This window comes from Arthrobacter sp. NPDC093125, assembly GCF_044754225.1.
Classification (GTDB): domain Bacteria; phylum Actinomycetota; class Actinomycetes; order Actinomycetales; family Micrococcaceae; genus Arthrobacter.
In genome coordinates, this window is sequence record NZ_JBIVOQ010000001.1 from 776,226 (window position 1) to 795,172 (window position 18,947).

Genomic DNA, 18,947 nt, shown 5'->3' on the forward strand with positions numbered 1-18,947 from the left:
CCGGGGCAAAAAAGGGGGCGGCTTTCCGAAGAAAGCCGTCCCCGTCCGTTGAGAGGAGAAGTCCTACTGCGCAACCAAGGACGTCCGCAGTGCGGCGTCGGCGTCGCGCAGGACCTTGGACGCCACCTCCAGGCCTTCGATCCGACCGAGCGAGACGTCCTCGTGTTCGATGTTGACCAGCATGTCCGGGTCCACTTCGTGGAGGGCCCTCAGGAACTCGGTCCAGTAGGCGGTGTCGTGGCCGCGGCCCAGGGCAACGAAGTCCCAGGCCGAGTTTTTCGGCCACTCGTTCGCCCACTCGTCGCCCCCGAGGTTTGTCCGGTTCTCGTCCGGGGACAGCCTGCGGAAACTGTTGTCCAGCACGCCGTAGAGCGCGGCGTTCTCCTTGTTTACGCGGACGTCTTTCGCAGCAGCGTGGAACACCAGCGGACCGAGTTCGCGGACCACCGCGACCGGGTCCATCTGCTGCCAGAACAGGTGCGAGGCATCCAGCTCGACGCCGACATGGGTGGCGCCGGTCAGCTCAATCAACTTGTAGACGTCAGCGGTGTTGAAGACCAGGTTCTGCGGGTGCAGCTCCAGGGCGACTTTGACGTCGAGCTCGCGTGCCAGCTGGTCCGTTTCCTTCCAGAACTCCGCAGCGATCTCCCACTGGTAATCCAGGACATCGAGGGCTGCCGAGTTCCAGGCGTTAACCACCCAGTTCGTCCGGGTGGCACCGGGCTCACCCCCGGGAAGCCCGGACATGGTGACTACACGGTTCTGGCCCAGGCGGTGGGCCAGGCGGATCGACTTGCGCACGTCCTCAGCATGCTTGTCGCCGATATCCCGGTTGGGGTGCAGGGGGTTGCCATTGCAGTTCAGGCCGGCAATGGAAACACCCGTTCCCTCGAAAATCGCCAGATAGTCGTCACGCGCTGCATCGCTGGTGAGGATCTCATCGATGTTAGGGATGTGGGCCGGAGGAAGGAATCCACCGGTGTTGATCTCGATGCCGGTCAGGCCCAGGTTGGCAATGACTTTGAGGGCCTCGGGCAGGGGACGGTCGTGCAGGATTGCGTTGTAGACGCCGAGTTTCATTTTTTCTCCTATGACAATCTGTTTGGGTGGTGCCGCACTAATGGCTAGGAAGTAGGGGTGCCGGCAGGCTCCCTGCGGCCACCCTCGCGGAAAAGCGCTTCCTTGTCGCCGGTTTTGAATCCCCGAGCAGCAGCGCCGACGTCACCAGCCCTTCCTGGAGCGGGATTCAGCGCAAGGTCCTCGCGCATGAAGGGCAGGGCACCGTTGATGACTCCGGTGTCGTGGCCGAACAGCAGCCCGCCGAATGTCGAGAAGAACGCGATTTTCCGCATGAACTTCCGCGGTGCGGCTGCTTCGTGTGTCGTTTCCGGGGCTGTCATCCTGTCACCACCGCGCTTAGGCGAACGCCAGTTCCGGGATGGTCACGCTGCGGCCGCCCTGCTGTGCGGATTCGGTGACGGCGGCAAGGATCTCCATGTTGCGCACGCCTTCATCGAAGCTGGCGCAGCGCGGGAGCGAGGACTCGGAGGGCAGACCGGCCACCTCTTCGAGGAACGCCCGGGCCTGGTAGCCGAACGCCTCGTTCTGGCCGAACCCGACGCTCGGGGCGTCCATGGCGAGGCCGCCGGCGATGTACGGGTGCTCGGGTCCGAGGACCACTTGGCGGTAGCCGTTCTGGGCCGAGGCGCCCTCGTTCAGGAAGAGCCCGATCTCGGCGGGGCGGCGCTGGTCGAACAGTGCGGCTCCGTTTTCGCAGAACACCTCGAACGTCAGGGTGTTGGCGTGGCCGGCAGCGACGCGGGAGACGGCGAGGCTGCCGACGCCGGAGGCGAACTCCGCGGAGAAGGCTGCGACGTCGTCGTTTTCTACGGGTTCGAAGACGTCGCTGACCGCGGAGTGGTCATGGCCCATGACCGCACCGAGCGGCAGCGGGCGCTGCGGAATGACGGTGCTCAGCTGTCCACCGCTGACCGACTGGATGTCTCCGCACAGGAACTCGGCGACATAGGCGAGGTGGCTGCCGACGTCGGCAAGCGCGCCGCTGCCGGCGCCGCCCTTGTAGCGCCAGCTCATGGGAGCCTGGGGGCTGCAGCCGTAGTCGGTCCAGTACCGGCCGCTGAAGTGCAGGACCTTGCCAAGGGTGCCGGAACGGATGAGGTCGCGGATGTAGGCGATGCCTGGTGTGCGGCGGAAGGTGAAGCCGATCCGGCCCAGCGAGGACGCGCTGCGGGCGGCTTCTGCCATGGCGCGGGCGTCCTCCATGGTGTCGCTCAGCGGCTTTTCACAGAGGACATGCTTTCCTGCGGCCAGGAGTCCTTCGACCACCTCGCGGTGAAGCTTGTTGGCGATGACGACGCTGACCACGTCGATGTCATCCGCTTCAGCGATGGCCTGCCAGGAGCTGTCGTGCCGCTCGTACCCGAATCGCTTCGCCGCGGCGGAACCAAACTCGGGGTTGACGTCCCCGATGGAGACGAGCCGGATCTCGGGCAGATCCGGGGAGTACAGGGTGGAGGCGGTACGGTAGGCCGCTGCGTGCGCCTTGCCCGCCATGCCTGCGCCGATGACTGCGACGCCGAGTGACTTGCTCATGTGTTTCTCCTTTGAACACTGGCCGAGCGCTGCGGCTCGGGTACCGGCGATGGCCGGAAAGTTGTACTGTGATTTGGAGCGCTCCATAAGACTGTAGGGTTGCCGGTTTGTCCTGTCAATCCCTTTTTGAACCGAATGAAATGGGATGATTGGCCTGTGAAAGCTTCCACGGACCCCGGCTCCGCCCGGCCGACTATTTACGACGTGGCCAACCGCGCCGGCGTTTCGAAGTCGCTGGTGTCCCTGGTGCTTCGAGGATCACCCAACGTGAGCGGCGCGCGCCGCAAGGCGGTGCAGACAGCCATCGACGAACTCGGCTACCGGCCGAGCAGGGCGGCCAGCGCACTGGCCGCCAACAAGACACGGAGCATTGGGCTGCTGATCGACGACTTCCACAACCCCTGGTTCGTTGAGGCGCTCCGGGGCCTGCGGTCCGTTCTCGATCCGGCGGGATGGAACGTCACGGTGGCTGACCTGCAGCTTGAAGCCCTCTCCGGGCGCAATCCGCTGGATGGCTTCCTGGCCATGCACGTGGACGGGCTGATCATCGCGGCGGAGCCCCATGCCGCGTCTCCTCTGCGGAAGCTGGATGTTCCGTTTGTCGTGGCGGGCGTCCGCGAGCTTGATGCAGGCACCGCTGATGTGGTTGCAAGCGACGAGGTGCAGGGCGCGCAGCTGGCCGTGGAGCACCTGGTCCAGCTCGGGCACACCCGCATTGCGCATCTCACCGGGCAAGGCGGGTCCGCCAGAGCGCGCCGGGACGGCTACCTCCGGGGCATTGCCGCAGCCGGCCTGCAGGCCCTCTTGGCAGGTGAGTCCGGCGAGACCACGGAAGAGGCCGGCTATCTCGCGGCCCGCGAGCTGCTGGAGGGCCATCCCGGCGTGACGGCTGTTTTTGCTGCCAATGACACCATGGCCCTTGGTGCCTTGGCGGCCCTCAAGGAGCAGGGCCTCAGGACGCCCGCGGACGTTTCCGTCGTCGGTTATGACAACACGGCGCTGGCCGAGTCGCGCTATCTCAACCTGACGTCGATCGACAGCCACAACGCCTCCATCGGCGCCGAGGCCGCCCACGCGCTGCTGGGACGCATCACCGAGCCGAAGGGCCCCCGCAGGCAACTGCTGCTTGCTCCGTCCCTCATCGCCAGGGGATCCACGGCGCCGTCGCCCGCCTGAGCTGAACCAGGAATTTCTCGAAACCCATTGACAGGACAAACACGGCTTTCTATTCTTCTATGGAGCGCTCCAAACGTGGCGTCCATCATATACTCCCCCTGGTTCCGGGCCTGACCCCACGCCACCTGAAACACGAGACACGAATTGCCTGATCGAAGGAGATCACGAGTGAAGAAGTTTGCCTGGCGCCGCGCCGCCGTCGCTGCCGTCGCCATTCCCATGCTGACCCTGACCGCCTGCTCCAGCCAAGGCGGCCGCACGCCTGAGACCGGAGGAAATGCGGCTGGGGGGCAGGTGGCCACCACGGAGCGCATGAAAATTGCGCTGATCACCCACGCCCCCGCAGGGGACACTTTCTGGGATATTGTCCGCAAGGGAGCTGAAGAAGCAGCCGCGAAGGACAATGTTGAGCTTCAGTATCTCAACGATCCGGAAGCCGCCCGGCAGTCCCAGCTGATCGAGCAGGCCATCAACCTGAAGGTGGACGGCATCGCCGTCACCCTCGCAACCCCCGATGCTTTGAAGGATGCAATCAAAAAGGCCACTGATGCGGGCATCCAGGTCGTCAGCCTCAACGCCGGCGAAAGCGTCTCGAAGCAGCTGGGCGCGTTCACCCACTTCGGCTCCGACGACAAGCTTGCCGGCGAGGCAGTAGGCGCAAAGCTCGCAGAGGGCGGCTTCAAGCGCCCCATCTGCGTCATTCAGGTCCAGGGCCACGTCGGCCTGGAAAACCGCTGCGCCGGCGTCAAAGCCAAGGTGCCCGGGACAGAAATTCTCTACGTAGCGGGCACGGACATGACAGCGGTCGCTTCCACGGCTACGGCCAAGCTGCAGGCGTCTAAGGACGCGGACGTCATCATCGGCCTCGGCGCCCCCATCACCCTGACCCTGCTGAAATCCGTTTCTGAGGCCGGCAGCCAGGCGAAGGTCGCCAGCTTCGACCTGAACAAGGAACTCGCGGAGAAAATCGCGGACGGCTCCCTCCTGTTCACGGTCGACCAGCAGCCCTGGCTGCAGGGATACGGCGCCATCGACGCACTCTGGCAGTTCAAGCGCGGCGGTTTCCTCATCGGCGGCGGCCAGCCTGTGCTGACGGGCCCCACCATCGTGGACAAGGAAAACGTGGCTGACGTCCAGAAATTCGCCAACGAGGGCATCCGTTAACCCTGCCGACGTGGATGCCCGGCTGCGGCGCCTGCCCATCGCAGGAGCCGCAGCCGGGCACGTTCGCCGCCCGGCAGGTGCCCGGGGAGCGCCACCTCAAGCGCCAGAACTTGTAGTACAAGTACCAAGCTTATATCCTAGGTACACGGGCGATGTTGCCCCCGACCAAGGAGAACCCATGAGTACCGTCGATCTGATCCGGCACGTCAAACTATCCACCGCACGGCTTCCGCTGTCCGTCCCGATCAGCGACGCCAAGGTGTTCACCGGCCGCCAGAAGCCCATGACCGAGGTGGTCTTCCTCTTCGCCGAAATCACCACCGAGCAGGGCCACACCGGCCTTGGCTTCAGCTACTCCAAGCGCGCAGGCGGACCCGCCCAGTACGCCCACGCCAAGGAAGTCGCCGAGGGCATCATTGGCGAGGACCCCAACGACATTGGCAAGATCTACACCAAGCTGCTCTGGGCGGGCGCATCCGTGGGCCGCTCCGGGGTCGCCACCCAGGCCCTCGCCGCCATCGACATCGCACTCTACGACCTCAAGGCCAAGCGCGCCGGGCTCCCCCTCGCCAAGCTCCTGGGCTCGTACCGCGACGCTGTCCAGACGTACAACACGTCCGGCGGGTTCCTCAACGCCACCCTGGACGAGGTCAAGGCACGCGCCACGCAGTCCATCGATGAGGGCATCGGCGGCATCAAGATCAAGGTCGGCCTTCCGGACAGCAAAGAGGACCTGCGCCGCGTGGCCGGCATCCGGGAACACATCGGCTGGGACGTCCCGCTCATGGTGGACGCCAACCAGCAGTGGGACCGCGCCACCGCCCTGCGCATGGGCCGCCAGCTCGAGGAGTTCAACCTCATCTGGATCGAGGAACCGCTGGACGCCTACGACTTCGAGGGCCACGCCCATCTTGCCCAGGTCCTGGACACCCCCATCGCCACCGGTGAAATGCTCGCCTCGGTGGCCGAACACAAGGGCCTGATCAGCGCCAACGGCTGCGACATCATCCAGCCTGACGCCCCGCGCGTCGGCGGCATCACCCAGTTCCTGCGGCTGGCCGCCCTGGCCGATGAGCGCGGTCTGGGCCTCGCGCCGCACTTCGCCATGGAGATCCACCTGCACCTCGCCGCGGCGTACCCGCGCGAACCGTGGGTGGAGCACTTCGACTGGCTGGACCCGCTGTTCAATGAGCGCCTCGAAACCAAGAACGGCCGCATGATGGTTCCGGACCGCCCCGGCCTCGGCGTGACACTCAGCGACCAGGCCCGCGCCTGGACCACCGAGACGGTGGAATTCGGCGCGTAATCTAGGATCCATGAGCCGGAACCTGACCGCGGACCTCGCCGCCGACCTTCGCACCCGCATCGTCGACGGTGACATCCAGCCCGGGGAGAAGCTCCCGAGCGAAAACACCCTGATCAGCGAATTTGGTGTGAGCCGCACCGTGGTCCGTGCGGCGCTGACGCGGCTCCAGGCCGAAGGTCTCGTGGAAACCGAAAGGGGGCGGGGCAGCTTTGCGCTGACCCCGCCCCGAGAAGGTACGACGGCGGGTACCCGGCCGGTGGCCAGCATCGAAGACCGCCTGCACCTGCTGGAGTTCCGGATGGGAGTGGAAGCCGAAGCTGCAGCCCTGGCTGCCCGGAACCACACGGACCGGCAGCTCAAGGCGCTGCAGAAGGCGCTGGAGGACTTCACAGCCAGCGTGGAGCACCCAGCGCATGCCATGAAATACGACTACGAGTTCCACCGCGCCGTTGCCTCCGCCTCCGGGAACCCCTTCTACTCGGACTGCCTCGCTTCCCTCGGCCAGACGATGATCGCCATGCCACGCACCCGGCTGATGACCGGCGTCGAGCATTACGCCCGGGACCACTTCGATCAGGTGGTCCATGAGCACGGGTCCATTTACGCCGCCATCGCAGAGGGCGACGGCGCTTCCGCTGCCGCTGCGATGCGCAGCCACATCGCCAACTCCCGGCGCCGGCTTCGCGCGGGCCGCGAGTAACTCCCTGCCGCCTGCGTTCAACGGGAGAGCGGCGCAAGGCGGTGCTCTAGCGGAATCAGTCTCCCTGGGTATCAAGCCATGCAATATGCGTGTTGGACGGGCATGAATAGCACTGTTTACAGTTAACGGGTGCTGTGGCGAGGAGCACAACGGCCCGGCCCGTCGTCCCCGCAGCGCAAGCTTGCTGATCTATCAAAGAGGATTCCCCCATGCAGTCTGTAGACACCGCTGTCACGGATCTGGCTTCGGCCACCAAGAAGTTCTTCCGGCGGGTGCTGCCCATCATGCTGGTCATGCTCGTATGCAACCAGCTGAACCGGTCCAACATCGGGTACGCGCAGGACCACCTGCAGGCTGACGTGGGGATCGGCGCCGCTGCGTACGGTTTCGGAGCCGGACTGTTCTTCATCGCCTACGCAATCTTCGAGCTTCCCAGCAACGTGATGATGGAAAAGTACGGTGCCAAGGTCTGGCTGACCAGGATCATGATCAGCTGGGGCATCGTGTCGTTCCTGATGGCGTTTGTCCAGAACGAAATGATGTTCTACGTTCTGCGCTTCCTGCTCGGCGCTGCTGAAGCGGGGTTCTTCCCCGCCGTCATCTTCTACTTCGCCCGCTGGGTTCCGGCAGGCCAGCGTGGCAAGGCCACAGCGATCTTCATCGCAGGGTCATCGGTGGCGGCGGCCCTCTCCGGCCCCATTGCCGGCCTCCTCCTGAGCCTTCATGATGTCCTGGGCCTGCGCGGCTGGCAGTGGCTGTTCGGTTTCGAGGGGCTGCTCTCTGTCGCCGTAGGCATCACCGTGTTCTTCTTCCTCGACGCAAAGATCCACGACGCAAAGTGGCTTACTGCTGCCGAGAAGTCGGCCCTGACGGGGGCAATCGACCAGGAGGATGCCGAGCACACCAAGGCACACGGCGGCAAGGTCAACCGCTGGAAGATGCTCCTTAACCCCCAGATCCTGCTGCTCTGCGGCATCTACTTCTCCGTGCAGCTCTCCATTTATGCGAACACCTTCTGGCTGCCCACCATCGTCAAGCAGATTCCGGGCACCACCGACCTGAGCGTCGGTTTTCTGTCCTCCATTCCATGGGTGTGCGCCGTCTTCGCCATGTACTTCGCAGCCAAGTGGCAGGACAAGGCAAAGTCCAAGCGCCCACTGCTGGTGGCCGCGCTCCTCGTGGCCGCCGTCGGCACCCTCGCGGCAGCCGTCGCCTCCCCTGTCTTTGCCCTGGTCTTCCTGGCGATCGCAGCCATGGGCTTCAAGAGCGCCTCACCCCTGTTCTGGACGATCCCCCAGTCCACCCTGCATCCGCTGGTCCTCGCCCCCGCCATCGCCATCATCAACTCCTTGGGCAACCTGGGCGGCTTCGTGGCCCCGTTCGGATTCGGCATCATCAAGGAACAGACCGGCAGCGTGGTCCCCGGGCTCTTCGCACTCGCCGCGGCATCCACCCTGGCAGCCGGACTCGTGTACTTCCTGAAGGAGCGCAAGGGGCCAGGGTCACCTGAAGCCGCAGGGGACACGTATAAGGGGACGGACTCCGCCGACGGACGCATCGGGCTGCCTGCGGCAGCGAAATAGGGCGCCAGCAACCCGTATATATAGGGACGCCCCGGTCAGACGGCCGGGGTGTCCTGGTTTAACTGAGCAAAGCAGAGCCTTAACGGAGCAATCCCGAGCCTGCCAGTCCGGACATACAAAAACACCCCGGTCTAAAGACCGGGGTGTTTCGATTGCGTGCGCGAGGGGGGATTTGAACCCCCACGCCCTTTCGGACACTGGCACCTGAAGCCAGCGCGTCTGCCGTTCCGCCACTCGCGCGCAACTTCTCCCACTTGGTTTTCGCTCCGGAGTCCGGAGCTGCGAACCTCGTAAAAGCAGCGAGATCAAGCATAACGGACAATCGCATCAAAACGCCAATCGGCCAACTGGGGCCCTCCCGGAAGCCGGTTCAAGGCCGGAATAACCACCTGTGAAACGGGCAACAGTTGCGTCACGCATGAACGAATCGGGGCCCCGGCGCGTTGTGGATTAAGGTCATTCACAGGGGTGGCAAGTAGTATCGGATGTATAAGCGCCCGTTACCGGCGGGCTCAAGTTCTGTTGTGACGTGTGCTGGGAGCTGACGTTTAGAAGGCACACTGCCCCACAGCTGTAAGGAAAGGAGAAGGACCATGGGTTTGCTGGACAAAGTCGAGCGCGGCATCGAAAAGGCCGTCCGCGGCGTCTTCTCCACCGGTTCCAAGGCACAGGTCGAGCCGGTGGAAATCGCCAGCCGGCTCCGCCGCGAAGTAGACCACAAGGCCATCACCATCGCCGCCGGGCGGACTCTGACGCCCAACGTCTTTGACGTGCTGCTCAGTGACGAGGACTTCCAGCGGGCCCAGGAATGGGGAACACCGCTCGCCGAGGAACTCTGCGATGTAGTGATCAACCATGTCCGCAGCCAGGGCTACACACTGCAGGGACCGGTCCGCATTTCCTTCCGGCGCGATGACGCCGGCCGTCCCGGGGACTTCGAAATCACCTCCAAGACCGAGAAGGCCAACGGCCCTGCGGCGGCAGCGCCCCGCACCAACCTTCCGGCGGCACCGAGCCGCAAACCCGCCCGCCTGCAGCCCGTTCTCGACATCGACGGCCAGCGGTATTCACTCAACGCGCCCTCGATCGTCCTCGGACGTTCATCAGAGGCTGACATTTTGGTCGATGACACGGGCGTGTCGCGCCGCCATCTGGAAATCAGGACCGAGGGCGGCACCACGACGGCGGTGGATCTGGGATCCACCAACGGCAGTTACGTCAACGGGCACAAGGTAGCCGGCAGCATGGAGCTCACCGACGGCTCCACCATCACGATGGGACGGACCAAAATCATTTTCCGCCTCCTACCCGCCAACAATGGCGGCCGCCCATGAGCGAACTGACCATTACCGCCCTCCGCTTTGGTTTCCTGCTGCTGCTCTGGGTCCTGATCTTCAGCATTGTTTCCGCCATGCGCCGTGACCTCATGATCGGCCGGAAGGCCGCCACAGGCGCCCCCACGGCACGGCAGGTCCGAAAGAACCCCGAGCTCGCAGAACCGGCACCCGCTCCCGTCAAGCAGCAGGCCCGTCAATTGGTTGTCACCGAAGGCCCGCTCAAGGGGCGGACCGTTCCGCTGGCCGCCAGTCCCATCCTGCTGGGCAGGGCCCAGGAAGCCACCCTTGTGCTGGAGGACGACTACGCCTCCGGCCGGCATGCACGGCTGTTCCCGCAGGGAAGCCGCTGGTTCATTGAGGACCTCGGCTCCACGAACGGCACCTACCTGGCCGACCAGCAGCTCACCCGGGCCCATCCTGTGGACCTCGGCGTTCCCGTGAGAATCGGCAAGACGGTCATCGAATTGAGGCCATAGGCATGGCCGCTCCGGACACTCCCGCAGAGAAGGCGACCGCCTCTCCGCGTCCCCTGATAATGCGCTATGCCGCGCGCTCCGACACCGGACGCGTCAGGGCCAAGAATGACGATTCCGCCTACGTCGGGCGGCATCTCGCCGTCGTTGCCGACGGCATGGGCGGGCACGCCGGCGGGGACGTGGCCTCCGCGGCCACAGTTTTGGACATGATCCACCTGGACACCGACGACTACGACGGCGACGCCGGCACCGTTCTCGCCGACGAAATCCAGACCGCGAACTCTTTGCTATCCGAACTGGTCCACATCAACCCGAAACTCGCCGGCATGGGCACCACGGTGACCGCCCTGCTGCTTGCTGAGGGCAAACTGCACTTTGCCCACATCGGCGACTCGCGGGCGTACCGGCTGCGCAACGGCGAATTCGAGCAGATCAGTGTGGACCACACGTTCGTCCAGCGCCTGATCGACGAGGGCCGGCTCCGTCCGGAGGAAGCGGAAACCCACCCTCACAAGAACGTCCTCATGCGGGTCCTCGGGGACGTCGACGCCAGTCCGGAGCTCGACCTCGCCACCCTGGACGTCGAACCCGGCGAACGCTGGCTGCTGTGCTCCGACGGCCTGAACTACGTGGCAGGACACGTCGTGGAGCGGACGGTCCGCGAAACCCCGGACATTCGCGAATGCGTTGAAACTCTCGTCGACCTGACGCTGGAAGCCGGCGCCCCGGACAACGTCACCATCATCATGCTGGAAATCGCTGAGCAGACGGTCGACGACGTCCAGACGGCCGCCGTCGAAGTCGTTCCGTCACCGGAAGCCGCAGAACCGGAACCTTCGAAGGAAAAGCCCGCCACAGCTGCAGGCACATCAGAGGGGCTGGCCGACGGGAAAGACCGGGACGGAAAAGACCGGGCGGCAGGACTGGCAGCAGCCGCTGCTGCAGCATCAGCCAAGGAACCAGGGGCTGACGGCCAGAAGAGCCAGGACGCGGACACTGGCACCTCCCCCAACGGTGCTAACGCAGATCAGAGCGAAGGCCAAGAACCAACAGCAACCACAGATCCGCATCTGGGCGAGCACCTGTCCGCCGAAGTGCTGCGCGAGGAACTGGCTTCACGCCCCCACCTGCTGGTCGGCGCGGCGGTCACAGCAGCTGAAACCGGCTCCATCCCCACCATCGCCGGCCGCACTGTAGCCCGCCGCGCCGCCACGCTCCTCACCCACAAAGCCGAACCGGTGCGTGACGAGGCGGAGTACCTCGGCCAAGAACGGCGCCCGCGGCACTGGATCACCATCGGCATCGCAGCCGCAGCCCTCGTGGTCCTTGCAGTGGGCCTGTGGCTGGGTTACGCCTGGACCCAGACCCGCTACTACATCGGAGAGTTCGACCAGCGCGTGGCGATCTACAACGGCGTCTCGCAGCGCCTCGGCCCCATCCAGCTCTCCACACTGGAGGCCGTCACCGACATCCGGATGGAGTCCCTGCCGCAGTTCTCGCAGCAGCGAGTCCGCCAGACGGTGCCCGCCCGGGACCTCTACGACGCGCAGCGCATCGTGAAGAACCTGGAACGCACAGGCAGCACTGCACCCGCGGATGAGTGCATCACGCCATCGCCCACTCCCACGGCGACAGCGTCACCCTCACCCCGGTCCACCAGGGCGACGGCCACACCCAAACCAACGGCATCCGCGGCCGCCAAGGCTCCGGCCGCCACGGCGAGTCCCAAGCCGACGCCGTCGCGAACGCCGACCCTGGGCGCAGCCGCCTCACCATCCCCGACCGCAACCTGTGAGGGGGGCCAATGACCCACGCCGACACGATGCCCAAGCCGCGGCGCAACGTCGAGCTCGCCCTGCTGGTGCTGGCCCTGACGGTCAGCATCGGCGCCAACGCGCTGATCAGCATCGACGATCAGAACTCTTTCGACACCGATTTCTGGTTCCAGTCCAGCCTCCTTGCGGTCGCCGCCCTGGTCTTCCACGTCGTTCTCCGCCTCCGGGCGAAGTATGCCGATCCGGTAATACTTCCGATTGTGGTTGCCCTCAACGGTCTCGGGCTCGCCATGATCCACCGTCTGGACGCGCCCGGGGACGACACGGGGAACAACCAGATGCGCTGGACACTGATCGCCATGGCCGTCGCCATCGCTGTCATCTGGCTCCTCAAGGATCACCGCGTCCTGCGCCGCTTCACCTTTATTTCACTCGCGGCCAGTGCGCTGCTGCTCATCCTTCCCCTGGTGCCGGGCATCACCGCCGGGGAAATCCTCGGCGCGCGCGTGTGGATCAGGCTTGGCCCCATGACGTTCCAACCGGGCGAGGTCGCCAAGATCACGCTGGCCATATTTTTTGCCGGGTACCTGTCCTCCAACCGCGATCTGATCATGCTGGCCGGCAGGAAGATCGGCCCCCTGCAGTTCCCGCGTTTCAAGGACATGGGCCCGATGATCACGGCATGGCTCGTGAGCATCGGCGTCCTCATCTTCCAGCGTGACCTTGGCTCGTCCATCCTGTTCTTCGGCCTGTTCATCGTCATGATCTATGTGGCGACCAGCCGCATCAGCTGGGTGGTCATCGGTGTCTCCCTGATTCTGGGCGGCGGCTTCCTCGCTTCGCAGGTCTTCTCCCACGTTGCCCTGCGCATCGATTCGTGGCTGAACGCCTTCACCGAAGAGGTGTTTGGACGCTCACCCGGCGGCAGCGGCCAGATCGTCGAGGGCCTCTTCGGGATGGCCAGCGGCGGACTCGTGGGGACCGGGCTGGGACAGGGCCGCCCCAACCTCGTGCCCTTTGCCAACAGCGACATGATCATCGCTTCCTTCGGTGAGGAGCTTGGCCTCATCGGACTGTTTGCCATCGTGATGATGTACCTGCTGCTCTTCACCCGCGGTTTCCGGGCGGCCCTCGGCACGAGGGATGCGTTCGGCAAACTGCTGGCTTGCGGACTGTCCTTCGCCGTGGCACTGCAGTGCTTCGTTGTCATCGGCGGCGTGACGCGCCTGATTCCGCTGACAGGCCTGACCACGCCGTTCCTCGCAGCCGGAGGGTCGTCCCTTCTGGCGAACTGGATCATCGTCGGCTTGCTCCTGATGATTTCGCACACCGCACGCGGACCGGTGGACACCACACCGATGCAGCCGGGCAGGACGCCCGAGGCGCAGAAGACCGCCGCACACACTCCGGCCGTCACCGGCGGCCGGAGCGGTAACAATTCCACCCAGACCCTTCCGGACGCTCCCACCGAGGCGGTGAAACAACTGTGAACCAGGCAATACGACACTCATGGGTTGCCGCAATCGCCATGTTCGCCCTGATCTTCGGCGCCATCAGCTACGTCCAGGTGGTCGGTGCGGATGAGCTGAAGGCCAACGCCTGGAACAAGCGCGCGATTCTGCAGAACTACTGCAACGACCGGGGTGCCATCCTGGTGGACGGCGCCCCCATCGCCGAATCCGTTGAGGGCAGCGAGTCCTGCAAATTCCAGCGCACCTACACGCAGCCCGAGCTGTACGCCGGCATCACCGGATACTTCTCAAAGAACTACGGCGTGACCGGGCTGGAACGGGCCATGGACGCGCAGCTTGCCGGAAGCTCGGACCAGCTCTTCCTGGACCGCATCGGCCAGCTGTTCCTGGGGAACCAGCCCAAGGGCGCGTCAGTGGAATTGACCATTGACCCGGAGATCCAGAAGCTGGCGTACGACCTCATCCCGGACGGGCAGCGGGGCTCGATCGTGGTCACGGAGCCCAAGACCGGCAACATCCTTGCCATGGTCAGCAAGCCGTCCTACGATCCCAACCGCATTGCCAGCCAGGACGCTGCCAAGGAGCAGGCCAGCTACAACGAGGTCATCAAGGTCCCCGGCATCAACCTGAACCCGTCCGTCAGCGGTCCCACCGGCGCCCTGCTGGCTCCGGGGTCGGTCTTCAAGATCGTGGACACCGCGGCGGCCCTGCGCTCCGGGAGGTACAACGCGGACAGCCAGCTGCCCAACCCGGCGGAGATGTCCTTCCCGGGCATCCAGTACCGGCTGCCGAACTACGCCGGCGGCAACTGCTACACCCGGACCACGGCGGACTTCGCCTTCGCGCTCCAGCAGTCCTGCAACACTCCGTTCGCCAGCATCGCTGAGAAGCTCGGCGAGGAAGCCATCGCCGACCAGGCCGCGAGATTCGGGTGGGGCCAGGAGCTCGGCGACCAGCTCAAGCTGGACTACGCCGTAAGCACCTTCCCGAGGGACCTTGACGCCGCCGGGCTGGCCCAGTCCGCCATCGGCCAGCGCGACGTCCGCGCCACCCCGCTGCAGGTCGCGCTGATGACCTCCGCGGTGGCAAATGGCGGCGTGCAGATGGCACCGAACCTGATCAAGGCCGTGCGGTCGCCGGACCTGCGCGTCATCGACGAACCGAAGCCGGTTCCGCTGCGGACCTCCACCACGCCGGAGATCGCCAGCCAGATCACCGAGTGGATGACCAGCGTGGTCAGCCAGGGCATCGGCGCCGGAGCGGCAGTGCCCGGAGTGGAAGTTGCGGGCAAGACCGGCACCGCCGAACTCGGAACCGAGGGCCTGAACAACTCCTGGTTCACCGGATTCGCGCCGGCAAACGATCCGCAGGTGTCCGTCACGGTCGTCATGCAGGGCGTGGACATCACCACCGGCGCACAGCTAACCAGTCCGAACGCAAAGAAGATTTTTGAGGCGGTGTTGAATAAGTGAGGCCTACATCGGGAATCACCCTCGGCGGCAGATTCCAGTTGACCACGCGTATTGCGATCGGCGGCATGGGTGAAGTCTGGAAAGCCAAGGACCTTATCCTCGGGCGTATCGTTGCCATCAAGGTGCTCAAGGAGGAGTACACAGGCGACCCCGGGTTCCTCCAGCGTTTCCGCGCGGAAGCCCGCCACACTGCACTGCTGAACCACGTGGGCATCGCCAACGTCTTTGACTACGGCGAGGAAGAAGGTTCCGCCTACCTCGTCATGGAACTGGTGCCGGGCCAGCCGCTGAGCAGCATCATCGAGCACGAGCAGGTCCTCTCGCCGGACCGCACACTCTCGATGATCGCCCAGACCGCCCGTGCCCTCTCCGTCGCCCACGCCCAGGGACTGGTGCACCGTGACGTCAAGCCCGGCAACCTGCTGATCACGCCGGACGGCCGGGTCAAGGTCACCGACTTCGGCATCGCCCGCCTTGCCGACCAGGTGCCGTTGACCCAGACCGGCCAGGTCATGGGAACCGCCCAGTACCTCGCGCCCGAGCAGGCGACCGGGCAGACGGCGACCGGTGCTTCCGACATCTATTCCCTGGGTGTCATCGGCTACGAGTGCCTCACAGGCCACAGGCCGTTCTCCGGCGAGTCGCAGATCGCCATTGCGCTTGCCCAGGTGAACGACGCCCCGCCGCCGCTGCCGGAGACCCTGCCAAAGCCGGTCCGGGCGCTCCTAATGTCCATGCTGGCCAAGGACCCGAAGAACCGCCCCGCCAACGCCATCAAGCTTGCAGAAGCCGCCGAGGCAATCCGCAACGGTGACATTCAGGCAGCCCACGCGGCCGTTCCTGGCATGCTGCTCTATGAAGGCGCCACCGGTCCCATCACGGCTCCCGTGAAAATGCATACCGCGCCCACCGGCGTCATTGGCTCCGAGAAGAGTTCGACGACGACTTCCGCGCTCCCGGTACTCGGCGCCGCAGCTGCAGGTGCTGCGGCCGCAGGTGCCGCCGGGGCCGGTGGTGCCGGCGGGGATGGCACACCGACGCGTGCCGGCAGTACGCTCTCGCGCGCTGACGCCCTTGCAGCCGAGCGCAGCTGGGTGCAGGAAGAGGAACGGTACGACGACGAGCCGGTGGACGAGCCGGAGCGGCGCGGACGCAGCCCTTGGACCTGGCCCCTCATCGCGCTGATCCTGCTGGTGCTGTTTGCCGTGGCCGGCATCTTCCTTAACCAGGCGGGCTTCCTGTTCCCCTCGCAGGCGCCGGCAACCACGTCGGCGGCCGCCACCAGTCCGCGCGCAACCACTGCCAGCCCCACGCCCACCACCACCTCGGCAACCCCTACGCCGACACAAATCACGCCACAGACCGTTAATGTCATCCCTGACGCCTATCTGGGACGACCCTTCCCTGAAGTGCGCGATGAACTGATCAGACTCGGGTTCCAGGTGAATGGGGAACAGGTTTTCGATTCCGCACCCTCCGACACGGTTACAGGAATCAATCCCTCCGGTCCGGTCCAACCAGGTGCAACCATCACGGTCACCTATTCCAAGGGCCCGGAGAAAGTCGAGGTGCCCACCCTACGCCCGGGCAGCACCGAGGCAGACGTGCGGACTGCGATCGAAAGAGCCGGGCTGCGCTGGGTAAAGGGCCCCGACGTGGAGGGTGATCCGACACAGGAGCCCGGGACCTTTGTTAGTTCGGAACCGGGTAGCGGCACCCAGGCCGACAGGGGAACCGTGGTGACGTACCACCTTGCCAAGGCTCCTGCCGCTACGACCACAACCACGCCTACCCCCTCGCCCACCTCCACCGCTACCAGGACCACACCTGCTGCGGGTGAGAGATAAGCCGTGACAACGCCGCCAAGATCGCCGTCGCACCGGGAGGACCGCATCCCGGTGACTGCCCAGCGCATCCTCAATGGGCGCTATGAGCTCGGTGAGCTCATAGGCCGGGGAGGTATGGCCGATGTCCACCGGGGAATCGATACGCGCTTGGGCCGCACTGTTGCCATCAAGCTGCTACGCCCGGATCTGGCCCGGGACCCCCAGTTCCAGGCCCGGTTCAAGCGCGAGGCACAGGCCGTCGCGGCCCTAAACCACCCCTCCATCGTCGCCATCTACGACACCGGCGACCACGCTGTGCCCGGTGACGCCCACGACCAGATCCGCGTGCCCTACATCGTCATGGAATACGTGGAGGGCCAAACCCTCCGCGATCTCATCCGGGCGAAGGACATCACCATCGACGAGGCGGTCAGCTACACACTGGGCGTGTTGTCCGCCCTGGAGTACAGCCACAAGGCCGGGATCGTGCACCGCGACATCAAGCCGGCGAACGTGATGTTCTGCAAGAACTCAGACATGGTCAAGGTCATGGACTTCGGTATCGCCCGTGCCATAGCTGACTCAGCCGCCACCATGACCCAGACGCAGGCAGTGGTGGGCACTGCCCAGTACCTCTCGCCCGAGCAGGCACGCGGCGAGACCGTGGACGCCCGCAGCGACCTCTACTCCGCAGCGTGCCTGATGTACGAAATGCTGACCGGGCGCCCGCCGTTCATTGGTGAAAGCCCTGTATCCGTGGCCTACCAGCACGTGCGGGAGATCCCGGAGCCTGCCAGCAGCGTTAACCCTGAAATATCGGAGGCACTGGACACTGTCCTGGCCAAGGCACTGCAGAAAAACCGGGAAGACCGGTTCCAGGACGCGGCGGCCTTCCGTCGTGCCCTCCGTGCTGCACAGAACGGCATTCCCGTGCCGCCGGTCTCGGCCAGTGAAGCGCCCACGGACCCGAATGACCATGTTCCGGAGCCGCAGCGCACCCCTCCCACCGCCGCCTTCTCCCTGACTGGCGCGAGTTTTCTCGACGATGCTCCAGCCGGCCGTCTCCGGCCGGCCTACGAATCGTCCGACGGCGACCCCGTGCTTCCAGCGGAAGCCGCCGAGGTGTATGAAACGGCGGAGCAGGACATTCTTCCCCTGGGGCTTCCCGGCGAAAGGGAACGCACGCGCATGCAGAAGTCCCGCCGTCGTGCGTGGACCAGCATCTTTGTGATCTTTGCGCTCCTGGTCCTGGCAGGCGGCGGGCTGTGGCTGTACAACGTCATGAACCAGCCGCCGGCTGAGCCGGTGCAAGTGGCCGTCCCGTCGGTGGAGTCACGCACGGAATCCGAAGCCCTGCAGGTGCTATACGACGCGAAGCTGCGGCCGCAGATCAAACGCGTGGAGCATGACACCATCGCCAAAGGCACCGCCATTGGAACTGTTCCCGCGGCTGGATCCTCTCTGGATCTGGACTCCGAGATAACCCTGAACATCTCGGATGGTCCAAGCGCCGTGAAGATCCCGGCTACCCTGCCCGGGCGGACGGAAGCGGCGGCGCGCGACATCCTCAGACAGGCCGGCCTGGTGGGAGCGCCGTCCACGACGATGGCCAATAGTCCAACAGTGCCCGGCGGCCTCGTGATTACCACCAAGCCAGCGCCGGGCCAGCAGGTTGCTGTCGGAAGCACCGTGGAGATCATTGTCTCCACCGGCAAGGTGGTCATGCCTGAACTGCGGGGCATGACGCGTGCCGAAGCGGAGGCGGCGCTGAAGGCGCTGAGCCTGCCTGTGCTTGTCAGCGAGATGGAAAACTCCCAGGTGGCGCCGGGCAAGGTCACCGGCCAGAGCGATCCCCTCAACGCCCTGATCGACCAGGGCAAGACCATCACCATCACCGTGGCCAAGGCACCGGCTCCGGAGCCCACCCCGACGCCGACATCGACGTCGAAACCCACCTCTTCATCCAGCGCAAAGCCGAAGCCGTAGGAACGGCGTCGGCTGCGGAGACAGCAGGAGCCCCGGGCCTGACGCCTGGGGCTCCTGCTGT

The 18,947-nt window shown here is 65.2% G+C and carries 14 protein-coding genes, 1 tRNA gene and 1 pseudogene; 12 read left to right on the plus strand and 4 right to left on the minus strand.

The window, feature by feature from the left end; translation table 11 throughout:
* Window positions 1–63: 63 nt before the first annotated feature.
* The 3 genes and pseudogenes from ACIP9X_RS03625 to ACIP9X_RS03635 all read right to left on the minus strand — a co-directional run bounded on the left by ACIP9X_RS03625 (window position 64) and on the right by ACIP9X_RS03635 (window position 2,613).
* A complete protein-coding gene (locus tag ACIP9X_RS03625; RefSeq protein ID WP_400478345.1) occupies window positions 64–1,080 on the minus strand; it encodes a sugar phosphate isomerase/epimerase family protein in 1,017 nt (338 codons plus the stop codon).
* Window positions 1,081–1,201: 121 nt separating this feature from the next.
* Window positions 1,202–1,352: pseudogene (locus ACIP9X_RS03630) on the minus strand (MFS transporter); the annotation flags it as partial.
* A 64-nt stretch (window positions 1,353–1,416) separates the two neighbouring features.
* Window positions 1,417–2,613: a Gfo/Idh/MocA family protein gene (locus tag ACIP9X_RS03635; protein WP_400478346.1), complete on the minus strand. Its 1,197-nt coding sequence runs from the start codon at window positions 2,611–2,613 to the stop codon at window positions 1,417–1,419.
* A gap of 156 nt (window positions 2,614–2,769) precedes the next feature.
* Here ACIP9X_RS03635 and ACIP9X_RS03640 point away from each other — a divergent pair, with 156 nt between their 5' ends.
* From ACIP9X_RS03640 to ACIP9X_RS03660, 5 genes are all read left to right on the plus strand, one after another.
* Window positions 2,770–3,789, plus strand: a complete 1,020-nt coding sequence (locus tag ACIP9X_RS03640; protein ID WP_400478347.1) for a LacI family DNA-binding transcriptional regulator — start codon at window positions 2,770–2,772, stop codon at window positions 3,787–3,789.
* Between the two features lie 168 nt (window positions 3,790–3,957).
* A complete protein-coding gene (locus ACIP9X_RS03645; protein ID WP_400478348.1) occupies window positions 3,958–4,953 on the plus strand; it encodes a substrate-binding domain-containing protein in 996 nt (331 codons plus the stop codon).
* A gap of 178 nt (window positions 4,954–5,131) precedes the next feature.
* On the plus strand, window positions 5,132–6,259 hold the full coding sequence (locus ACIP9X_RS03650; protein ID WP_400478349.1) for a mandelate racemase/muconate lactonizing enzyme family protein: 1,128 nt from the start codon (window positions 5,132–5,134) through the stop codon (window positions 6,257–6,259).
* 10 nt (window positions 6,260–6,269) lie between these two features.
* Window positions 6,270–6,959 (plus strand): FadR/GntR family transcriptional regulator, encoded by a 690-nt coding sequence (locus tag ACIP9X_RS03655; RefSeq protein WP_400478350.1) that lies wholly within the window; start codon window positions 6,270–6,272, stop codon window positions 6,957–6,959.
* Between the two features lie 209 nt (window positions 6,960–7,168).
* Complete coding sequence (locus ACIP9X_RS03660; protein WP_400478351.1) at window positions 7,169–8,542, plus strand: MFS transporter; 1,374 nt, start codon at window positions 7,169–7,171, stop codon at window positions 8,540–8,542.
* A gap of 157 nt (window positions 8,543–8,699) precedes the next feature.
* Here ACIP9X_RS03660 and ACIP9X_RS03665 read toward each other — a convergent pair.
* Window positions 8,700–8,782, minus strand: a tRNA-Leu gene (locus ACIP9X_RS03665).
* A gap of 353 nt (window positions 8,783–9,135) precedes the next feature.
* Here ACIP9X_RS03665 and ACIP9X_RS03670 point away from each other — a divergent pair.
* Genes ACIP9X_RS03670 through pknB form a run of 7 tightly spaced genes read left to right on the plus strand, consistent with a single transcriptional unit; the run spans window position 9,136 to window position 18,886 of the window.
* Window positions 9,136–9,876, plus strand: coding sequence for an FhaA domain-containing protein (locus tag ACIP9X_RS03670; RefSeq protein WP_400478352.1), 741 nt, complete (start codon window positions 9,136–9,138; stop codon window positions 9,874–9,876).
* A complete protein-coding gene (locus ACIP9X_RS03675) occupies window positions 9,873–10,355 on the plus strand; it encodes an FHA domain-containing protein (protein ID WP_400478353.1) in 483 nt (160 codons plus the stop codon). The genes ACIP9X_RS03670 and ACIP9X_RS03675 overlap by 4 nt, the downstream gene beginning before the upstream one ends.
* A 2-nt stretch (window positions 10,356–10,357) precedes the next feature.
* Window positions 10,358–12,163 (plus strand): PP2C family protein-serine/threonine phosphatase, encoded by a 1,806-nt coding sequence (locus ACIP9X_RS03680; RefSeq protein ID WP_400478354.1) that lies wholly within the window; start codon window positions 10,358–10,360, stop codon window positions 12,161–12,163.
* Window positions 12,160–13,620 carry an FtsW/RodA/SpoVE family cell cycle protein gene (locus ACIP9X_RS03685; RefSeq protein ID WP_400478355.1) on the plus strand — a complete coding sequence of 487 codons (1,461 nt, stop codon included), beginning with the start codon at window positions 12,160–12,162 and terminating at the stop codon, window positions 13,618–13,620. The genes ACIP9X_RS03680 and ACIP9X_RS03685 overlap by 4 nt, the downstream gene beginning before the upstream one ends.
* A complete protein-coding gene (locus tag ACIP9X_RS03690; RefSeq protein WP_400478356.1) occupies window positions 13,617–15,074 on the plus strand; it encodes a peptidoglycan D,D-transpeptidase FtsI family protein in 1,458 nt (485 codons plus the stop codon). Before ACIP9X_RS03685 ends, ACIP9X_RS03690 begins: the two co-directional genes overlap by 4 nt.
* Entirely contained in the window at window positions 15,071–16,921 is a 1,851-nt protein-coding gene (locus ACIP9X_RS03695; RefSeq protein WP_400478357.1) for a protein kinase, read from the plus strand. Before ACIP9X_RS03690 ends, ACIP9X_RS03695 begins: the two co-directional genes overlap by 4 nt.
* A gap of 3 nt (window positions 16,922–16,924) precedes the next feature.
* A complete protein-coding gene (pknB, locus tag ACIP9X_RS03700) occupies window positions 16,925–18,886 on the plus strand; it encodes a Stk1 family PASTA domain-containing Ser/Thr kinase (protein WP_400478358.1) in 1,962 nt (653 codons plus the stop codon).
* Window positions 18,887–18,947 lie beyond the last annotated feature (61 nt).